Origin of the sequence: Streptomyces sp. GESEQ-35 (assembly GCF_017948485.1) — a bacterium.
In the GTDB taxonomy this organism is placed as follows: Bacteria; Actinomycetota; Actinomycetes; order Streptomycetales; family Streptomycetaceae; genus Streptomyces.
Genome location: NZ_JAFFSX010000001.1, coordinates 497,385 through 515,778 on the forward strand (window position 1 = coordinate 497,385; position 18,394 = coordinate 515,778).

An 18,394-nucleotide genomic window follows, 5' to 3' on the forward strand; every position below is an offset into this window, starting at 1 on the left:
CTACCGGCCCGCCGTCACCTTGCGGACACGTGACTCGGACCGCTCCTTGCGGTCGAGCTCGTCCAGGTGGGGGTAGGACGGGCAGCCGTAGACCCGCTGGAACGGCTCGAACGTGTCCCACTCCTTGCGCCGGCGCATCTCCTGGGCGACCGAGTTGTGCTCGCTCCAGAAGTCGCCCCCGATCAGCCGGATGAGGTACCTCTCCAGGGTGTCCCGGTCGGTGGAGCGGGCGGCGTCGGCGGCCATGGCGACCAGTTCGCCGTCGTAGTAGGCGTGGATGAGCCGGATGTAGGTGTCGTAGCCGGTCTTGAAGTAGTTGGCGTACCGCTGGATCAGGCGCTCCTCCGCCGACGGGTCGGCGAGTGCTTCGCCGAGCGTCTCGGCCGCGCGGACGGCGGTGGCCGTCGCCACCAGGACCCCGCCGGAGAACATGGGGTCGCCGAAGCAGCCGGCGTCCCCGACCATGAGCCAGCCCGGCCCGGTGACCGTGTCCGCGTGGTAGCAGTAGTCGGTCTCGATCCTGAGGTCCATGGAGGGCTGTGTCCCGGTCAGCCGCGCGGTGATCCGCGGGATCCGCGCCACGTGCTCCTCGAACACCTTCTGCGGTGTCGACGCGCGCAGCACGTCGCGCGGCATGACCGTGCCCACGCTGATGGCGTCCTTGGACAGCGGGATCGCCCAGACCCAGCCGTCGTCGTGGGCGCCGACCTGGATGTCGCCCTCGACCCCGAGGTTGTGGCGCTCGTCGAGCCCGGTGTAGTGCCGGAAGACACCGACCATACGGAGCTTCTCAAGGGTCTTGCGCAGCCCGAACTTGTGGGCGATCTTCCCGGTCCGGCCGCTGGCGTCGACCACGTAGGTGGACCGCACCTCGTGCGACTCACCGTCGCGCTCGTAGCGGACGCCGACCATCCGGTCACCGTCCATGAGCAGTTCGTTCACGTCCGCGCCGAAGACGACCTCCGCCCCGGCGGCCTCGGCCTGCTCGGCGAGCATCCGGTCGAACCTGGCCCGTTCGACCTGGAACGCGTTGGTGTGCCGGCCCTCGCCCTGCTTGGTGAAGTCCGCGCGGAAGACGCCCTCGAAGAACTTCTTCTCGGTCGGGTCGATGAACTCGCCGCCGAACTTGCGTACATAGCCCTCGGCCTCCACGGCCTCGCGCAGGCCGATCCGCTCGAACAGGCCCATCATGTACGGCAGCAGGGACTCGCCGATGTGGAATCGGAGGCTCATCTCCTTTTCGAGGAGCACCACCGAATGCCCCTGCTTGGCGAGCACGTAGGCGCTGACCGCGCCGGCCGGCCCTCCGCCGATCACAACCACATCGGCTGTTTCCTTCGCCATCGTTTTCCCTTTCTGGTGACAGGTGTTGGGGGTGGGGATGCTCGGGGTGTTCAGGGCACGGGTCACCTGAAGGCGCCGGAGAGCATGTGGGAGACGAGCTGCTCGTGCTCGCTGTCGTCCGTGATGGTGCGTATCTCCTCGCGACCGTCACGGACCGTCAGATGCCGTCGTCCTTTCAGGACGACCTGACCGTTGTCGAAGGAGCGGCCGCAGAGGATCTTCTGGCCGTCCTGCGGTCCGGTGTCCGCTGCGATCTCCCGGACGAGGAAGCTCTCCAGGTCCTTCCAGTCGCTCCACTCCCGGCGTTTCATCGTGAAGGTGTAGACGACGCTCCACCGCGTGATCCTTCCGCGGCGCTGTAGAGCGATCCTGGATCCGCGGTCGACCAGGCGGTACTGGCATCCGTACTGGTTCTGCACCGTGTCGGAGACGAGCAGTGGCTCGATGTAGGAGGGGCCGGGGTAGCCCACGTCCACGAGCCACTCGTCGCCGTCCAGGGCAACGCGGTTGAGCATGTGCTCCACGTCGAGCCCGGAGGCCTCCCAGCCCTCGGCCGTACTGGCCGCCATCAGCGTGACGTCGTAGCCCAGTTCCGTCAGAAGCCGGGAGAACAGCCGGTTCAGCTGGAAGCACGTGCCGCCGCGCCCCTGGACGATGCTCGTCTCGAACGTGGCGTCCTCGTCGAGGTCCACGAGGTGCACCCCGTCGCTGAAATCCTGGGTGGCGCCGTTGTACGGAATCGTCATGAGGTGCTGCTTGTGCAGCTTCCGCAGCGTCGCGATGTCCACACCGGTTTCCCCGGCACAGCCGATCCGTTCCAGATACCTGTCTGCGTCGAACACTTTCCTCACCTTCATTCGTCTGGAGATCGCTGCTTCACACGGAGACGGCTACGGGTTGCGCCGCCTGTTCGCCGCACAGCAACTCGTGCAGATGCGCGGCGAGCAGTCCCGCCGTCGGGTAGTCGAAGACGACGTTGGGCGGGAGTTTCTGCTGGGTGATGTCGCGGAGCCGGTTACGGAGTTCGATGGAGGTGAGGGAGTCGAAGCCGACCTCGAACAGCCCCTGGTCCGCGTCGATCCGATAGGTGGCGCTGTGGCCGAGAACCGCGGCCACCTGGGCCCGCACCAGGTCGAGCAGCGCCGTCGCCTGCTCGGCGGCGGGGAGCCCGGCCAGCCGCTCGGACAGCGCCTGCCCCTGGTCACCGGTGCTCGCCGCGTGGGCCAGTTGCCGGCTCGCGCGGACCAGGCCGCGCAGCATGTGCGGCACTCCCCCACCGGCGGCCTGGGCACGCAGCGACTGGAGGTCCAGCTTGGCCGGCACCAGCTGCGCCTGCCCCGACCCCAAGGCGGCGTCGAACAGCTCCATGCCCTCCGTCGGTGTGATCGACTGGAGGCCGCCGCGCCGGTTCATCCGGGACCGGGTGAGGTCGTCGGTGTTGGCCGCCATGCCGTCGGTCTGATCCCACAGACCCCAGGCCAGCGAGAGCCCGGGCAAACCGGCCGCCCGGCGGCTTGCCATCAGGCCGTCGAGGTAGGCGTTGGCCGCCGCGTAACTGCCGCTGCCCGCACCCATGAAGACGGCCGACACGGAGGAGTAGACGACGAACGCGTCCAGCTCCAGGCCACGCGTGAGCGCATCGAGGTGACGTACCGCATCCACCTTCGGCGCGAACACCCTCGCCAAGCGCTCGGGGGTCAATGCCCCGATGACGCCGTCATCGGTCACGCCCGCCGTGTGCACCACACCGCGCAGGGGGTGCTCGTCCGCAACCGAGGCCAGCAGCGCCTCGACCTGCTCGCGTTCGGACACGTCGCAGGCCACGACGGAGACAGCCGCGCCCTGCTCGGCGAGTTCGGCGACCAGTTCCCGCACGCCCTCGGCGTCCGGGCCGCGACGGCTGGCCAGCAGCAGGTGTCGTACGCCGTGCCGGGTGACCAGATGCCGGGCCACCAGGCCGCCCAATGACCCGGCACCCGAGACCAGAACGGTCCCTTCCGGCCCGAACACCGCAGAGGTGTCCGCGACTTGACCGGTGGCGCGGGTGAGCCGGGGTACGGAAAGCGTCGTGCCGCGCACCGCGACCTGCGGCTCGCCGCTGGCCAGCACGGCGCCCAGGGCGGCTGCCGGTCCCTCGCCAGACGCCGGGTCGGTGTCCACGAGGACGATCCGGTCCGGGTTCTCGGCCTGCGCGGCACGCACCAGACCCCACACCGCCGCACCGGCCGGGTCGGTCACCACGCCGTCACCGGCGGGCACCGCACCCCGGGTCACCACGGCCAGCTGCGAGTCCTCAAGGCCGGGCCCGTCCAGCCAGCACTGGACCACCTCGAGGACTCGGGTGGTCAGCTCCAGTGCGGCCTCCTCGCCCTCACCGCCGATGGCTTCCAGAACTGCCACGGCCGGGGTGTCGGCGCCCGACTCCACATCGTCGGCCAGGGTTGCCACCTCTTCCGCGGTGGCCACGGGCACCCACGACGGCATGGGCTCGGCCCCCTGGACCGGCTGCAACTCGGTCCACTCCACCCGGAACAGCGAGTCGGTGCGCGCAGTGTCCGACGCCGTCTCCAACTGCTCGGCGGAGACCACCCGGGACACCAGTGAGTCCATCGTCACGACCAGGGCGCCGGTCTCGTCGGCAGCCTGGAACGAGAGCGCGTCGCCACCCTCGGGCAGCTCGATCCGCACCCGCAGCGCCGAGGCACCCGCGGCATGCAGCACCAGCCCGTTCCACGCGAACGGCAGCCGCAACTCCGGCCCACCCGGCCCGCCTTCGACGTCCCCGTCGGCAGGGGGCGCCGCTGCGATCTGCAGCAGCGGCGAGTGCAGGGCGGCGTCCAGGAGCGCGGGGTGGATGCCGAACCGGTCGGCGTTCTCGCGGTGTTCCTCGGGCAGGGCGACCTCGGCGAAGAGCTCCGCGCCGCGCCGCCACAGTGCACGCACGCCCTGGAAGGCCGGCCCGTAGCCGTATCCCACCTCGGTGAGCAGGTCGTAGCCGCCGCCGATGTCCACCGGCTGCGCGCCGGGCGGCGGCCACGCGACGAAGTCGAACCCACCGGCGGCCCGGGTCGTGGGGGCCAGCATGCCGGTGGCGTGCCGAGTCCACGCGTCCGCGCCGGTACGACCGGCGGCGTCCTCGCGTCGCGAGTACACCTCCACGGTGCGCGAACCGTTCTCACGCGGTCCGCCCACGGCGACCTGGACCTGTACCCCGCCGTGCTCCGGTACGACCAGCGGCGCCTCGATCACGAGCTCTTCCAGGACGCCGCACCCGGCCTCGTCACCGGCCCGCACGGCCAGCTCCACCAGGCCGGTGCCGGCGACGAGCACCACGCCGCCGACCCGGTGATCTCCCAGCCAGGGGTGGGACTTGAGCGACAGGCGTGAGGGGAACACCAGCCCGTCGAACTGCGGCAGCTCCACCACGGCGCCGAGGAGCGGGTGATCTGTTCCGGCGAGTCCGAGGGAGGCCGCGTCGGTGGCGGTCTGTGCCGGGTGGAGCCAGTAGTGCTGGTGGTCGAAGGCGTACGTCGGCAGGTCCACGGTCCCGCCAGATGGCAGCACGCCCGTCCAGTCAACAGGCACGCCTCGGACGAACAGTTCGGCCATCGAGGCCAACAGCCGCCGCAGACCGCCCTCTTCACGACGCAGGGAGCCGGTCACCGCCGCATCGGCGTCGTCGACGATCTCGGTGATCGGCTGGACCAGCACCGGGTGCGCACTGACCTCCACGAAGGTCCGGTGGTCCTGGCGGATCAACTCGGCCACCGCCGGGCCGAAGCCCACCTTTCCGCGCAGGTTGCGATACCAGTAGCCGCCGTCCAGCACCCCGGCCCGGTCCACCCATTCGCCGGTCGCGGTCGAGTAGAACGGCACGAGGGGCGCCTGGGCGTTGATGCCGGAGAGGGTGTCGGCGAGGGTGTCTCGGATGTCCTCCACGTGCCGGGTGTGGGAGGCGTAGTCCACCGCCACCCGGCGCACCCGGACACCGTCGTTCGAGAGCGCGGCGAGCGCCTCGTCCAACGCCTCGGCGTCACCGGCGACCACCACTGAGGACGGGCCGTTCACGGCCGCCACCTCGACCCGATCCGCCCACGGCACCAGCCGTGCGACCGCCTCACCTTCACTCAGCGCAACGGATGCCATGCCGCCCCGCCCCGCCAGCTGCGAAGCAATCGCCTGGCTCCGCAGGGCCACCACACGTGCCGCGTCCTCCAAGGACAGCGCACCCGACACGCACGCGGCCGCTATCTCGCCCTGCGAGTGACCCAACACCGCGTCCGGCAGCACACCCACCGAAGACCACACCGCCGCCAGACCCACCATCACCGCGAAACTGGCGGGCTGCACGACATCCACCCGCTCCAACTCAGCATCACCACGCAGCACATCGACCAAAGACCAGTCGACGAACGGCTCCAACGCCGCCGCACACTCCGCGATCCGCTCCGCGAACACCGGCGACGAATCCAACAACTCCCGGCCCATACCCACCCATTGGGAACCCTGGCCCGGGAACACCCACACCACCTTGCCCGGTGCCCCCGAGCCGCTCACCCTGCCGGTGACCAGGCCGGCCGGGCTCTCGCCGCGCGCCAGCGCCTGGAGCCCGGCCAGTGCCTCCGTATCCGAGCCGGCCACGATCACCGCACGCTCACTCAGCAACGCCCGGTTGGAGACGAGTGCCGGGGCCATGTCCGCGGGTGACACCCGGTCGGCTTCCTCGATGAACGCCGCGAGCCGGCCGGCCTGTCCCGCCAGCGAACCCGCACTGCGCGCCGACACCACCAACGGCACCACACCACCGGACACCGGCGGCTGCTCTGCCTCCTGAGCAGGCGCCTCCTCCAGGATCAGATGGGCATTGGTCCCACTGATCCCGAACGACGAGACCCCGGCCCGGCGCGGATGACCGCCCCGTGGCCACTCCCTGGCCTCGGTCAGCAGCTCCACCGCGCCCGCCGACCAGTCCACTTGGGATGAGGGCGCGTCCACGTGCAGCGTGGGTGGCATCACGCCATGTCGGAGCGCTTGGACCATCTTGATGACACTGGCCACGCCCGCGGCGGCCTGGGTGTGTCCGATGTTCGACTTCAACGATCCCAGCCACAAAGGCTGTTCGCGGTCCCGGCCGTACGTGGCCAGCAGCGCCTGCGCCTCGATCGGATCGCCCAGCGCCGTACCGGTGCCGTGTCCCTCCACGATGTCCACGTCCGCCGGGGAAATCCCGGCGTTGGCAAGGGCCTTACGGATCACCCGCTGCTGTGAGGGACCGTTGGGAGCCGTCAGCCCGTTGGACGCGCCGTCCTGGTTCACCGCGCTGCCGCGCAGCACGGCCAGGACCTTGTGTCCGCGCTCCCGCGCCACCGACAGGCGCTCCAGGACGACCAGACCCACGCCTTCGGCCCAGCCCGTGCCGTCCGCGCCGTCCGCGTACGCCTTGCAGCGGCCGTCGCCGGCCAGGCCACGCTGCCGGGAGAACTCCACGAAGCTGACGGGTGTGGCCATGACCGTCACACCGCCGGCGAGCGCCATCGAGCACTCGCCCTGCCGCAGCGCCTGCGCGGCGAGATGCATAGCCACCAGGGAGGAGGAGCAGGCGGTGTCCACGGTGACCGCCGGGCCCTCGAAGCCGAAGACGTACGAGATTCGGCCCGAGGCCACGCTCGACGCGGTGCCCGTGCTCGCGAAGCCCTCCAGCTCCGGTGCGGCCACCCCGGCCCCGTATCCCTGGCTGGACACCCCGGAGAACACGCCGACGTCGGTGCCCTTCAACGACGTCGGGTCGACGCCGGCGCTCTCCATGGCCTCCCAGGAGGTCTCCAGGAGCAGCCGCTGCTGCGGGTCCATCGCCAGCGCCTCACGCGGCGAGATACCGAAGAAGCCCGCGTCGAAGAGCCCTGCGTCCCGTACGAAGCCGCCCTGGGCGACATATGACGTGCCCGCGCTGTCCGGGTCCGAGTCGAACAGGCCCTCCAGGTCCCAGCCCCGGTCGTCGGGGAAGGCGGACATGCCCTCGCGGCCCTCGTGGATCAGGCGCCACAGGTCCTCAGGGCCCGCCACCCCGCCGGGCAGCCGGCATGACATCCCGACGATCGCGATCGGTTCGTCGGGATCCACGACGGCGGCCGGGGTCGCGCCGAAAGTGCCTGCCGCCGTCGTGTCCCCGAACTCCTCGCGCAGGTAGCCGGCGAGGGCCTGTGGGGTGGGGTAGTCGAAGATCAGCGTGGCGGGGAGCTTCAGGCCGGTCGCCTCGCGCAGCCGGTTGCGCAGCTCCACCGAGGTGAGCGAGTCGAATCCGGCCTCGTTGAACGCGGAGTCCGGGCGGACGCTCTCCGGCCCGCTGTGCCCCAGCACGACCGCGGCCTGAGCGCGCACCAGGTCGAGGAGCAGAGCCTCCTGCTCCGGCTCGGCGAGCCCGGCGAGCCTGCGGGGCAGGTCGGCTTCCTTTCCGGCTGCCGCGCGTGCCTGCTGCCGTCCCGCCGGTACGAGGCCACGCAGCAGATGCGGGACCGCACCGCCGGCCGCCGCGCCGGCCCGCGCCCCGCGCAGATCCATCTTGATCGGCACCAGCAGCGACTGCCCTGACACGAGAGCGGCGTCGAGCAGTTCCAGGCCTTCGGTCGCCGTGATCGCCAGGACACCGCCACGGCTCGCCCGTGCCTGGTCGGCATCGCGGAGGTGAGCGGTCATTCCCGCGTTCTGCTCCCACAGGCCCCAGGCCAGGGAGAGCCCGGGCAGGCCCGCCGCCCGGCGGCCGGCCATCAGCCCGTCCAGGAAGGCGTTGGCCGCCGCGTAGTTGCCCTGGCCCGCCGACCCGAACACACCCGAGGCGGACGAGAAGACGACGAACGCGTCCAGGTGCAGGCCACGGGTCAGTTCGTCGAGGTGACGTACCGCGTCGACCTTCGGTGCGAACACCTTCGCCAGGCGCTCCGGGGTCAGCGCCCCGATCACGCCGTCGTCCAGTACGCCCGCCGTGTGCACCACACCGCGCAGGGGGTGCTCGTCGGATATCGACTCCAGGAGGGCCTGTGCCTGGTCGCGGTCGGAGACGTCGCAGGCCACGACCGATACTGCCGCGCCCAGTTCGGTGAGCGCGTCGACCAGTTCCTGAGCGCCCTCGGCGTCCGGGCCCCGGCGGCTCACCAGCAGGAGGTGCCGTACGCCGTGCCCGGTGACCAGATGCCGGGCCACCAGGCCACCCAGCGATCCAGTGGCGCCCGTGACCAGGACCGTCCCGTCCGGAGCGAACACCCCGGGGACGTCCGGGACTTGACCGGTGGCGCGGGCGAGCCGGGGCACCGACAGTGCCGTGCCGCGCACGGCGACCTGGGGTTCCCCGCCGGCCAGTACGGCGCCCAGCACGGGCACCGCTCCGTCGTCGGCGGCCGGGTCGGCGTCGATCAGGACGATCCGGTCGGGGTTCTCGGCCTGCGCGGCACGCACCAGACCCCACACCGCCGCTCCGGCCGGGTCGGTCACCGCGCCGTCGCCCGCGGGCACCGCGCCGCGGGTCGTCACCACGAGCCGCGAGTCGTCGAGGCCGTCCGCGGCCAGCCATGCCTGCACGACGCCCAACACCCGGGAGGTCAGGGCGAGTACGGAGTCTCCGACGGCTTCCAGGAGTGCCACCGCGGGAAGCTGTGCACCGGCGGCCAGGGACTCGACCTCGTCCGCGGTGGTGACCGGCGCCCACGACGGCGCGGGAGCGGGGGCCTGAGCGGGGGGCAGTTCGGTCCAGTCCACTTGGAACAGCGAGTCGGTGGCCTCCGCGTCCGTCGCCGTCTGGAGCTGCTCGGCGGAGACCGGCCGGGACACCAGGGAGTCCAGGGTGACCACGAGGCCGCCGGTCTCGTCGGCTGCCTCCAGTGACACGGCGCCGGGGCCGCCGGAGGTCAGGCGGATCCGCAGGGCGGGAGCGCCCGCGGCGTGCAGCACCAGTCCGTTCCACGCGAACGGCAGTACCGGCTGCCCGGCGTCCTCCCCTGTGTCCGCCTCGGCGCCGAACATTCCGGCGTGCAGGGCGGCGTCCAGGAGCGCGGGGTGGATGCCGAACCGGTCGGCGTTCTCCCGCTGTTCCTCGGGCAGGGCCGCCTCGGCGAAGACCTCCTCGCCGCGCCGCCACACCGCGCGCAGGCCCTGGAAAGCCGGGCCGTAGCCGTAGCCGCGCTCGCTCAGGTCGTTGTAGAAGTCGCCGACGTCGACGGCCTGCGCGCCGGGCGGCGGCCAGGCGGCGAAGTCGAAGCCGGTGGGCCGGGCCGGCGGAGCGGCGGCCAGCGTGCCGGCGGCGTGTCGGTTCCACGCGTCCTCGTCTCCGGGGGCGTCCTCGCGCTGGGAGTAGATCTCCACGGGACGCGAGCCGTTCCCGTCCGGCCCGCCCACGGCGACCTGGACGCGTACCGCGCCGTGGGCGGGCACGATCAGCGGCGCCTCGATCACGAGCTCTTCCAGCGCGCCGCAACCGGCCTCGTCACCGGCCCGTACGGCCAGCTCCACCAGGCCGGTGCCGGGGACGAGCACCGCACCGCCCACGGCGTGATCGGCCAGCCAGGGGTGCGACTTGAGCGAGAGGCGTGAGGTGAACACCAGCCCGTCGGACTGCGGCAACCGCACCACCGCGCCGAGCAGCGGATGATCGGCCGCCGACTGTCCCAGCGACGCCGCGTCGGTGGCGGCCTGTGCCGTCCGGAGCCAGTAGTGCTGGTGGTCGAAGGCGTACGTCGGCAGGTCCATGCGTGCCGTCGTGGCCCCGGCGGGCAGCATCCCGGCCCAGTCCACGGGCACGCCGCGCACGAACAGTTCGGCCAGCGCGGCGAGCAGGGTCTGCTCCTCCGGGCGGCCGTCGCGCAGTGCCGCCACGCAGGTCACCTCGGTGCCCGCGGTGTTGGTCGTCTCCTCGACGAGTCCGGTCAGGGCGGCGCCCGGGCCCAGCTCCACGAACAGCGTGCCGCCGTACTCGGCCGCGGCCGCGATCCCCTCGGCGAACCGCACCGGCCGCCGCACGTGCCCGGCCCAGTACTCCGGGTCGGTGAGCTCATCGGGGGCGGCGAGGCGCCCGGTCACGTTCGAGATCACCGGGATCTCCGGTGTCTGCCACTCCACGTCGGCCAGTTCCGCGGCGAAGTCGGCCAGCATCGGCTCCATCCGCGCGGAGTGGAACGCGTGCGAGACCACGAGGCGCTTCGTCTTGTGTCCCCGCTCCCGCAGTTGGTCGGCGGCCGCAAGGACCGCGTCCTCCTTGCCGGAGAGCACCACCGAGGAGGGGCCGTTGACCGCCGCGACCTCCACGCCCTCACCGAGCAGACCGGCGACCTCCGCCTCACTCGCGGCCACCGCGACCATCGCCCCGCCCTGCGGCAGAGCCTGCATCAGCCGGCCACGGGCGGCGACCAGACGCGCCGCGTCCCGCAACGACAGCACGCCCGCCGCGTGCGCTGCGGCGACCTCGCCGATCGAGTGTCCGACGACCGCGTCCGGCCGTACGCCCCAGGACTCCACGAGCCGGAACAGGGCGCTCTCGACGGCGAACAGGCCCGCCTGGGTGAACACCGTCTGGTCCAGCAGTTCGGCGCTGCTCGCCACGCTACCCAGGATCACGTCCCGTACCGGGTGGTCGACCCACCCGGCGAGGCAGGCGTCCAACTGCTCGCACACCTCGTCGAGGGCCGTGGCGAAGACCGGGTGGCGGTCGTACAGTTCCCGGCCCATGCCGACGCGCTGCGAGCCCTGGCCCGGGAACACCCAGACGACCTTGCCCGGTCCGCCCGAGCCGGCCGCCCTGGCGGTCACGAGGCCGGCGGCGTGCTCGCCCCGGGCCAGCGCCCCGAGTCCGGCCAGGGCTTCCTGGTCCGAACCGGCCAGGATCACCGCGCGCTCGGGCAGCAGCGCCCGCTCCGCCAGCAGGGCCCCGGCCATTCCCGCCGGCGACACCTGATCGGCTTCCCGGACGAACGCCGCAAGCCGACCGGCCTGGCCCGCCAGGGAGCCCTCGCTCCGCGCCGACACCACCAGCGGCACCACACCACCGGGCGCCGCGTCCTCAACGGCCGGCTCCGGTTTCGCCGTCTCTTCGGGCGCCTCTTCCAGGATCAGGTGGGCGTTCGTCCCGCTGATGCCGAACGAGGACACTCCGGCGCGCCGCGGGTGACCGTTCTGCGGCCACTCCTTGGCCTCGGTCAGCAGCTCCACCGCGCCCGCGGACCAGTCGACCTCGGTCGTCGGCACCTGTGCGTGCAGCGTCGGGGGCAGCACTCGGTGCCGCAGCGCCTGCACCATCTTGATGACACTGGACACGCCCGCGGCGGCCTGGGTGTGTCCGATGTTCGACTTCAACGAGCCGAGCCACAGCGGCTTCTGAGGATCCCGGCCCTGTCCGTACGTGGCCAGCAGCGCCTGCGCCTCGATCGGGTCGCCCAGGGCCGTACCGGTCCCGTGGGCCTCCACCACGTCCACGTCCGCCGAGACCAGTCCGGCACCGGCCAGCGCCTTGCGGATCACCCGCTGCTGGGACGGACCGTTCGGAGCCGTCAGACCGTTGGAGGCGCCGTCCTGGTTGACGGCGCTGCCCCGTATGACCGCGAGGATCCGGTGCCCGCGCTCCCGTGCCTCCGAGAGCCGCTCCAGGACCACCACGCCCGCGCCCTCGGACAGGCCCATTCCGTCCGCGCCGTCCGCGAACGCCTTGCAGCGGCCGTCGCCGGCCATGCCCTGCTGCCGGGAGAACACCACGAAGGTGCCGGGTGTCGCCATCACCATCGAGCCGCCGGCCAGGGCCAGCGAGCAGTCGCCCTGCCGCAGGGCCTGCGCGGCCAGGTGGATGGCGACGAGGGACGACGAGCAGGCCGTGTCCACGGACACGGCAGGACCCTCGAAGCCGAAGACGTACGACACCCGGCCAGAGGCCACGCTCGATGCGACTCCGGTACCGGTGAAACTCTCCAGCTCCGGTGCGACCCCACCGGCACCGGAGCCGTAGCCCTGGCTGGACACCCCGGTGAACACGCCGACGTCGGTGCCCTTCAGCGAGACCGGGTCGATGCCCGCCCCCTCCAGCGCCTCCCACGACGACTCCAGGAGCAGCCGCTGCTGCGGGTCCATCGCCAGCGCCTCACGCGGCGAGATCCCGAAGAATCCGGCGTCGAAGAGGCCCGCCCCCTTCAGGAAGCCGCCCTGGTCGGTGTAGGAGGTGCCCGGGTTGTCGGGGTCCGGGTCGAACAGGCCCTCCAGCTCCCAGCCACGGTCGTCGGGGAACCCCGCAACGGCGTCCCGGCCGTCGCGGACCAGCTGCCACAGATCCTCGGGACCCGCCACACCGCCCGGCAGCCGGCATGCCATGCCCACGATCGCTATGGGCTCACCCGCATGCGACGAACCCTGTTTCTTCAGGTTGTGCAATTCGGTGGTGACGCGCTTGAGGTATTGGAGGAGTTTTTCGTCCGTGGCCATTCTTCAGTCCTCACGAGAATTTTGATGAAGCCGGAGATCCTGAATCGGTCTCACACGAGCCCGAGTTCCTCATCGATGAAGTCGAGGACTTCGTCGGCCGAAGCGGATTCCAGCTTGTCCGCCACCGTGGAAACGTCCGTCTGCTCGACCACTCCATTGCACCTGGCCACCAGGCCCTGAAGGCGCAGCGCGATACTGGATTTCATGGATTCGTCGAGGCTCAGTGCACCGAGGAGCGACTCGACGTCTTCGATCTTCGCGTTCACCCGGGACAGCACGTCGTCGCTGATACCGAGTTCGTCGCGCAGATAGCGGGTGAGTACGAGCGGGGTCGGCTGGTCGAAGACCAGCGTGGCGGGGAGTTTCAGACCGGTCGTCTCGCGCAGCCGGTTGCGCAGTTCCACCGAGGTGAGCGAGTCGAACCCGACGTCCTTGAACGCGCTCTCCGGCCGGACGCTCTCCGGCCCGCTGTGCCCGAGCACGACCGCGGCCTGAGCGCGCACCAGGTCGAGGAGCAGGGCTTCCTGCTCCGGCTCGGCGAGCCCGGACAGCCGGCTGAGCAGGTCGCTGTCCTTTCCGGCGGCCGCCCGAGCCTGCTGCCGTCCCGCCGGCACGAGACCGCGCAGCAGGTGCGGCACCGTGCCACCGGCCGCCGCACCGGCCCGCACACCTCGCAGGTCCAGCTTGACCGGCACGAGCAGCGACTCTCCGGATCCGATCGCGGCGTCGAAGAGCTCCATGCCTTCGGCGGGCATGAGCGCCACGACGCCGTCACGGCTCGTACGCCTGCTCATGCTCGCCTGGTCGTCGGCGCCCAGGTGGGTGGTCATGTTGGTGGCGTACGCCCACGTGCCCCAGGACAGCGAGAGGCCGGGCAGGCCCGCCGCGCGGCGGTGGCCCATCAGGCCGTCCAGGAAGGCGTTGGCCGCCCCGTATCCGCTGCTGCCGGCGCCGAGGAAGACGGACGAGGCGGAGGAGTAGACGATGAACGCGTCCAGGTCCAGGCCGCGCGTGAGGTCGTCGAGGTGTCGTACGGCATCCACCTTCGGCGCGAACACCCTCGCCAGGCGCTCCGGGGTCAGGGTCTGGACCAGCCCGGCCTCGAACACACCGGCCGTGTGCACCAGTCCGCGCAGGGGGTGCTCGTCCGGCACCGAGGCGAGCAGGGCCTCGACCTGTTCTCGGTCGGAGACGTCACAGGCCACCACCGACACGGCCGCGCCCTGCTCGGTGAGTTCGGCGGCCAGTTCCTGCACGCCCTCGGCGTCCGGGCCGCGACGGCTGGCCAGCATGAGGTGGCGTACGCCGTGCCGGACGACGAGGTGCCGGGCGATGAGTTCGCCCAACGATCCGCCGCCCGAGACCAGGACGGTGCCCTCCGGTCCGAACACCGCGGGCACGTCCGGGAGTTGACCGTCGGCGGCGCGGGCGAGACGGGGTACGGAGAGGGCCGTCCCGCGCACCGCGATCTGCGGTTCGCCGGTGGCCAGCGCCGCACCCAGGACGGCACCCGGTCCATCACCGGAGGCCGGGTCGGTGTCGAGGAGGACGATCCGGTCCGGGTTCTCCGCCTGCGCGGCACGCACCAGACCCCACACCGCCGCCGCGGCCGGGTCCGACACCGTGCCGTCGCGGCCGGCGGCGACCGCGCCCCGGGTCGCCACGACCAGCCGCGACTCCTCGAGGCCGTCCGCTGTCAGCCACTGCTGCACCACGCCCAACACCCGGGAGGTCAGGGCCAGTACGGCGTCCTCGCCCCGACCGCCGATCGCTTCCAGGAGCGCCGCTGCCGGAGCTTCGGCGCCCCCGGCCAGGGCCGTCACCTCCTCCGCGGTGGCCACCGCTACCCACGACGGTGCGGACTCCGCCCCCTGAACCGGGGGCAGTTCGGTCCAGTCCACCCGGAACAGCGAGTCGGCGGCCGCCGAGTCCGCCGCCGTCCGAAGCTGCTCGGCGGACACGGCCCGGGACACCAGCGAGTCCATCGTCACGACCAGGGCGCCGGTCTCGTCCGCCGCCTCCACCGACAGCGCGTCCTGGCCGCTCGGCGCGACCCGCACCCGTAGCGCCGAAGCACCGGAGGCATGCAGCACCAGTCCGTTCCACGAGAACGCCAGCAGCGGCTGCCCTGCCCCCTCCTCCCCCTGCGTACCGGCCACGGCCCGGAACGTCCCGGTCTGGAGGGCCGCGTCCAGCAGAGCGGGGTGGATCCCGAACCTGTCGGCGTCCCCCCGCTGTTCCTCGGGCAGCGCGACCTCGGCGAACAGTTCCTCGCCGCGCCGCCACACCGCGCGCACGCCCTGGAAAGCGGGCCCGTAGCCGACACCGCGCTCGCGCAGTTCGTCGTAGAAGCCGGCGGCGTCCACCTCGACCTGCTGCGCACCCGGTGGCGGCCACGCGGCGAAGTCGAAGTCCGTCCCCCGGGTCGGGGCCGAGGCCGACAGCGTGCCGGTGGCGTGCCGCGTCCACGCTGCCCCGTCACCGGGAGCGTCCTCGCGCTGGGAGTAGACCTCCACCGTGCGCGAGCCGTTCTCGCCCGGTGCACCCACCGCGACCTGCATCCGCACCCCGCCGTGCTCAGGCACGATCAGCGGCGCCTCGATCACCAGCTCTTCCAACACGCCGCACCCGGCCTCGTCACCGGCCCGGACGGCCAGCTCGACGAGTCCCGTGCCGGGGAGGAGGGCCATGCCGCCGATCGCGTGATCGGCGAGCCAGGGGTGCGACTTCAGCGACAGGCGCGAGGTGAACAACAGCCCGTCGGAGTAGGGAAGTTGAACCATCGCGCCGAGTAGCGGGTGATCGGCCCCGGCGAGCCCGAGGGAGGTCGCATCGCCGCCGGTCTCAGTGGCCTGGAGCCAGTAGTGCTGGTGGTCGAAGGCGTACGTCGGCAGGTCCACGCATGCCTTCGTGGCCCCGGCGGGCAGCACCCCGGCCCAGTCCAGGGTGACGCCGCGGACGAACAACTCGGCCATCGAGGACAGGAGTCGGCGCAGGCCGCCTTCCTCTCGGCGCAGCGAACCGGTCACCACCGCGCCGGCACCGCTGTCGCTGTCGTCGACGATCTCCGTGATCGGCTGGACCAGCACCGGGTGGGCACTGACCTCGATGAAGACGCCGTGGCCCTGGCGGATCAACTCGGCGACCGCCGGCCCGAACCCGACCTGACCGCGCAGGTTGCGATACCAGTAGCCGCCGTCCAGAACTCCGGCGTCCTGCACCCATTCGCCGGTGACGGTCGAGTAGAAGGGGAGCGTCGGGGCCTGGGCGTCGATGCCGGAGAGGGTGTCGGCGAGGGTGTCGCGGATGTCCTCCACGTGCCGGGTGTGGGAGGCGTAGTCCACCGCCACCCGCCGCACCCGGACACCATCAGACGAGAGTGCGGCGAGCACCTCGTCCAGGGCCTCGGCGTCACCGGCGATCACCACCGAGGACGGGCCGTTCACCGCCGCGACCTCGACCCGGTCCGCCCACGGCACCAGCCGCGCGACCGCCTCGCTCTCGGTCAGGGCGACCGAGGCCATACCGCCACGTCCGGCCAGCTGCCCGGCGATCGCCTGGCTGCGCAACGCCACCACACGTGCCGCATCTTCGAGCGACAGCGCACCGGACACGCACGCGGCCGCTATCTCGCCCTGCGAGTGCCCCAGCACCGCGTCGGGCTCGACACCAACGGACGCCCAGACGGCGGCCAGGCCCACCATCACCGCAAAGCTGGCGGGCTGCACCACATCGACCCGCTCCAGCAGCTCCGGGCCTGCCTCGCCCCGCAGCACCTCGATGAGCGACCAGTCGATGAACGGCTCCAACGCCGCCGCACACTCCGCGATCCGCTCCGCAAACACCGGCGACGAATCCAACAACTCCCGGCCCATACCGGCCCATTGGGAACCCTGGCCCGGGAACACCCACACCACGCTGCCCGGCGCATCCGAGCCGCTGCCGGACACCAGGTTGGCGCCGCTCCCACCGCGCGCCAGCGCCTGCAACCCGGCGAGCGCCTCCTCGTTCGAATCGGCCACGATCACCGCGCGCTCACTCAGCAGCGCCCGGCCGGACACCAGTGCCCCGGCCACGCCCGCCGGCGACACCCCGCCGGCGCCTTCGACGAACTCCGCGAGCCGCCCGGCCTGCCCCGCCAAGGAAGCGGCGTTCCCCGCCGACACCACCAGCGGCACCACACCGCCGGGCACCGCATCGTCCGAGACAGGCTCCTCGGGCGCCTCCTCCAGGATCACATGCGCATTCGTCCCACTGACGCCGAACGAGGACACCCCGGCCCGGCGCGGACGGCCATGCCCCGGCCACTCCCTGGCCTCGGTCAGCAGCTCCACCCCACCCGCGGACCAGTCCACCTCGGTCGTGGGCTTCTGCACGTGCAGTGTCGAGGGCATCAGGCCGTGCCGCAGTGCCTGCGCCATCTTGATCACACCGCCCACGCCCGCGGCGGCCTGGGTGTGCCCGATGTTCGACTTCAACGACCCCAGCCACAAAGGCTGTTCGCGGTCCCGGCCGTACGTCGCCAGCAGCGCCTGCGCCTCGATCGGATCGCCCAGCGCCGTTCCGGTCCCATGGGCCTCCACCACATCCACATCCGCCGGCGAAATCCCCGCGTTGGCCAACGCCTTGCGGATCACCCGCTGCTGCGAAGGACCGCTCGGAGCCGTCAGCCCGTTGGACGCGCCGTCCTGGTTCACCGCGCTGCCGCGTATCACCGCCAGGACCTTGTGTCCGCGCTCCCGCGCCACCGACAGTCGCTCGAGGAGGACGACACCCACACCCTCGGCCAGGCCCATTCCGTCGGCACCGTCCGCGAACGCCTTGCAGCGGCCGTCGGCGGCCAGGCCGCGCTGGCGGGAGAACGCCACGAAGTTGCCCGGCGTCGACATCACCATCGCGCCGCCGGCGAGCGCCATCGAGCACTCGCCCTGCCGCAGCGCCTGCGCGGCCAGATGAATGGCGACGAGGGACGAGGAGCAGGCCGTGTCGAGGGACACCGCCGGGCCTTCGAGACCGAGGACGTACGACACCCGGCCCGAGGCCACGCTCGACGACGCCCCCGTGCCCGCGAAGCCCTCCGTCTCCGGGGTCACCACACCGGCACCGGCACCGTAGCCCTGGCCGGACAGACCGGTGAACACACCGACGTCGGTGCCCTTCAGCGAGGCCGGGTCGATGCCCGCCCGCTCGACGACCTCCCAGGAGGTCTCCAGGAGCAGCCGCTGCTGCGGGTCCATCGCCAGCGCCTCACGCGGCGAGATACCGAAGAACCCCGCATCGAAGAGGCCCGCCCCCTGAAGGAAGCCGCCCTGGGTGACATACGACGTGCCCGCCTGGTCGGGATCGGCGTCGAACAGACCCTCCAGATCCCAGCCCCGGTCCTCGGGGAAGTCCGAGACGGCGTCGCCGCCTTCGGCGACCAGCTTCCACAGCTCCCCGGGCGAGGACACTCCACCCGGGTATCGGCACGCCATCGAGACGACGGCGATCGGCTCGCGCGCCAGGTCCTGGACCTCGCGCAGCCGGTTGCGGGCATTGCGGGCGTCGGCGATGGCCCTCTTGAGGTAGTCGCGGAGTTGTGCCTCGTCAGCCACTTGATTCA

The 18,394-nt window shown here is 71.9% G+C and carries 3 protein-coding genes and 1 pseudogene; all 4 read right to left on the bottom strand.

Translation table 11 applies throughout. The features are described from left to right. Entirely contained in the window at positions 1-1,344 is a 1,344-nt protein-coding gene (locus KCH87_RS02365; protein WP_210583632.1) for an NAD(P)/FAD-dependent oxidoreductase, read from the bottom strand. 62 nt (positions 1,345-1,406) lie between these two features. After that, positions 1,407-2,186 (bottom strand): arylamine N-acetyltransferase, encoded by a 780-nt coding sequence (locus KCH87_RS02370; RefSeq protein ID WP_210583633.1) that lies wholly within the window; start codon positions 2,184-2,186, stop codon positions 1,407-1,409. Positions 2,187-2,220: 34 nt separating this feature from the next. Next, complete coding sequence (locus KCH87_RS02375) at positions 2,221-12,792, bottom strand: type I polyketide synthase (RefSeq protein ID WP_210583634.1); 10,572 nt, start codon at positions 12,790-12,792, stop codon at positions 2,221-2,223. A 50-nt stretch (positions 12,793-12,842) separates the two neighbouring features. Then, positions 12,843-18,350 (bottom strand): annotated as a pseudogene (locus KCH87_RS02380) (SDR family NAD(P)-dependent oxidoreductase); the annotation flags it as partial. Positions 18,351-18,394: the final 44 nt, after the last annotated feature.

Coding starts and splice junctions, on each gene's coding strand:
- KCH87_RS02365 (WP_210583632.1), bottom strand. CDS start 1,344: ATGGCGAAGGAAACAGCCGATGTGGTTGTGATCGGCGGAGGGCCGGCC.
- KCH87_RS02375 (WP_210583634.1), bottom strand. CDS start 12,792: ATGGCCACGGACGAAAAACTCCTCCAATACCTCAAGCGCGTCACCACC.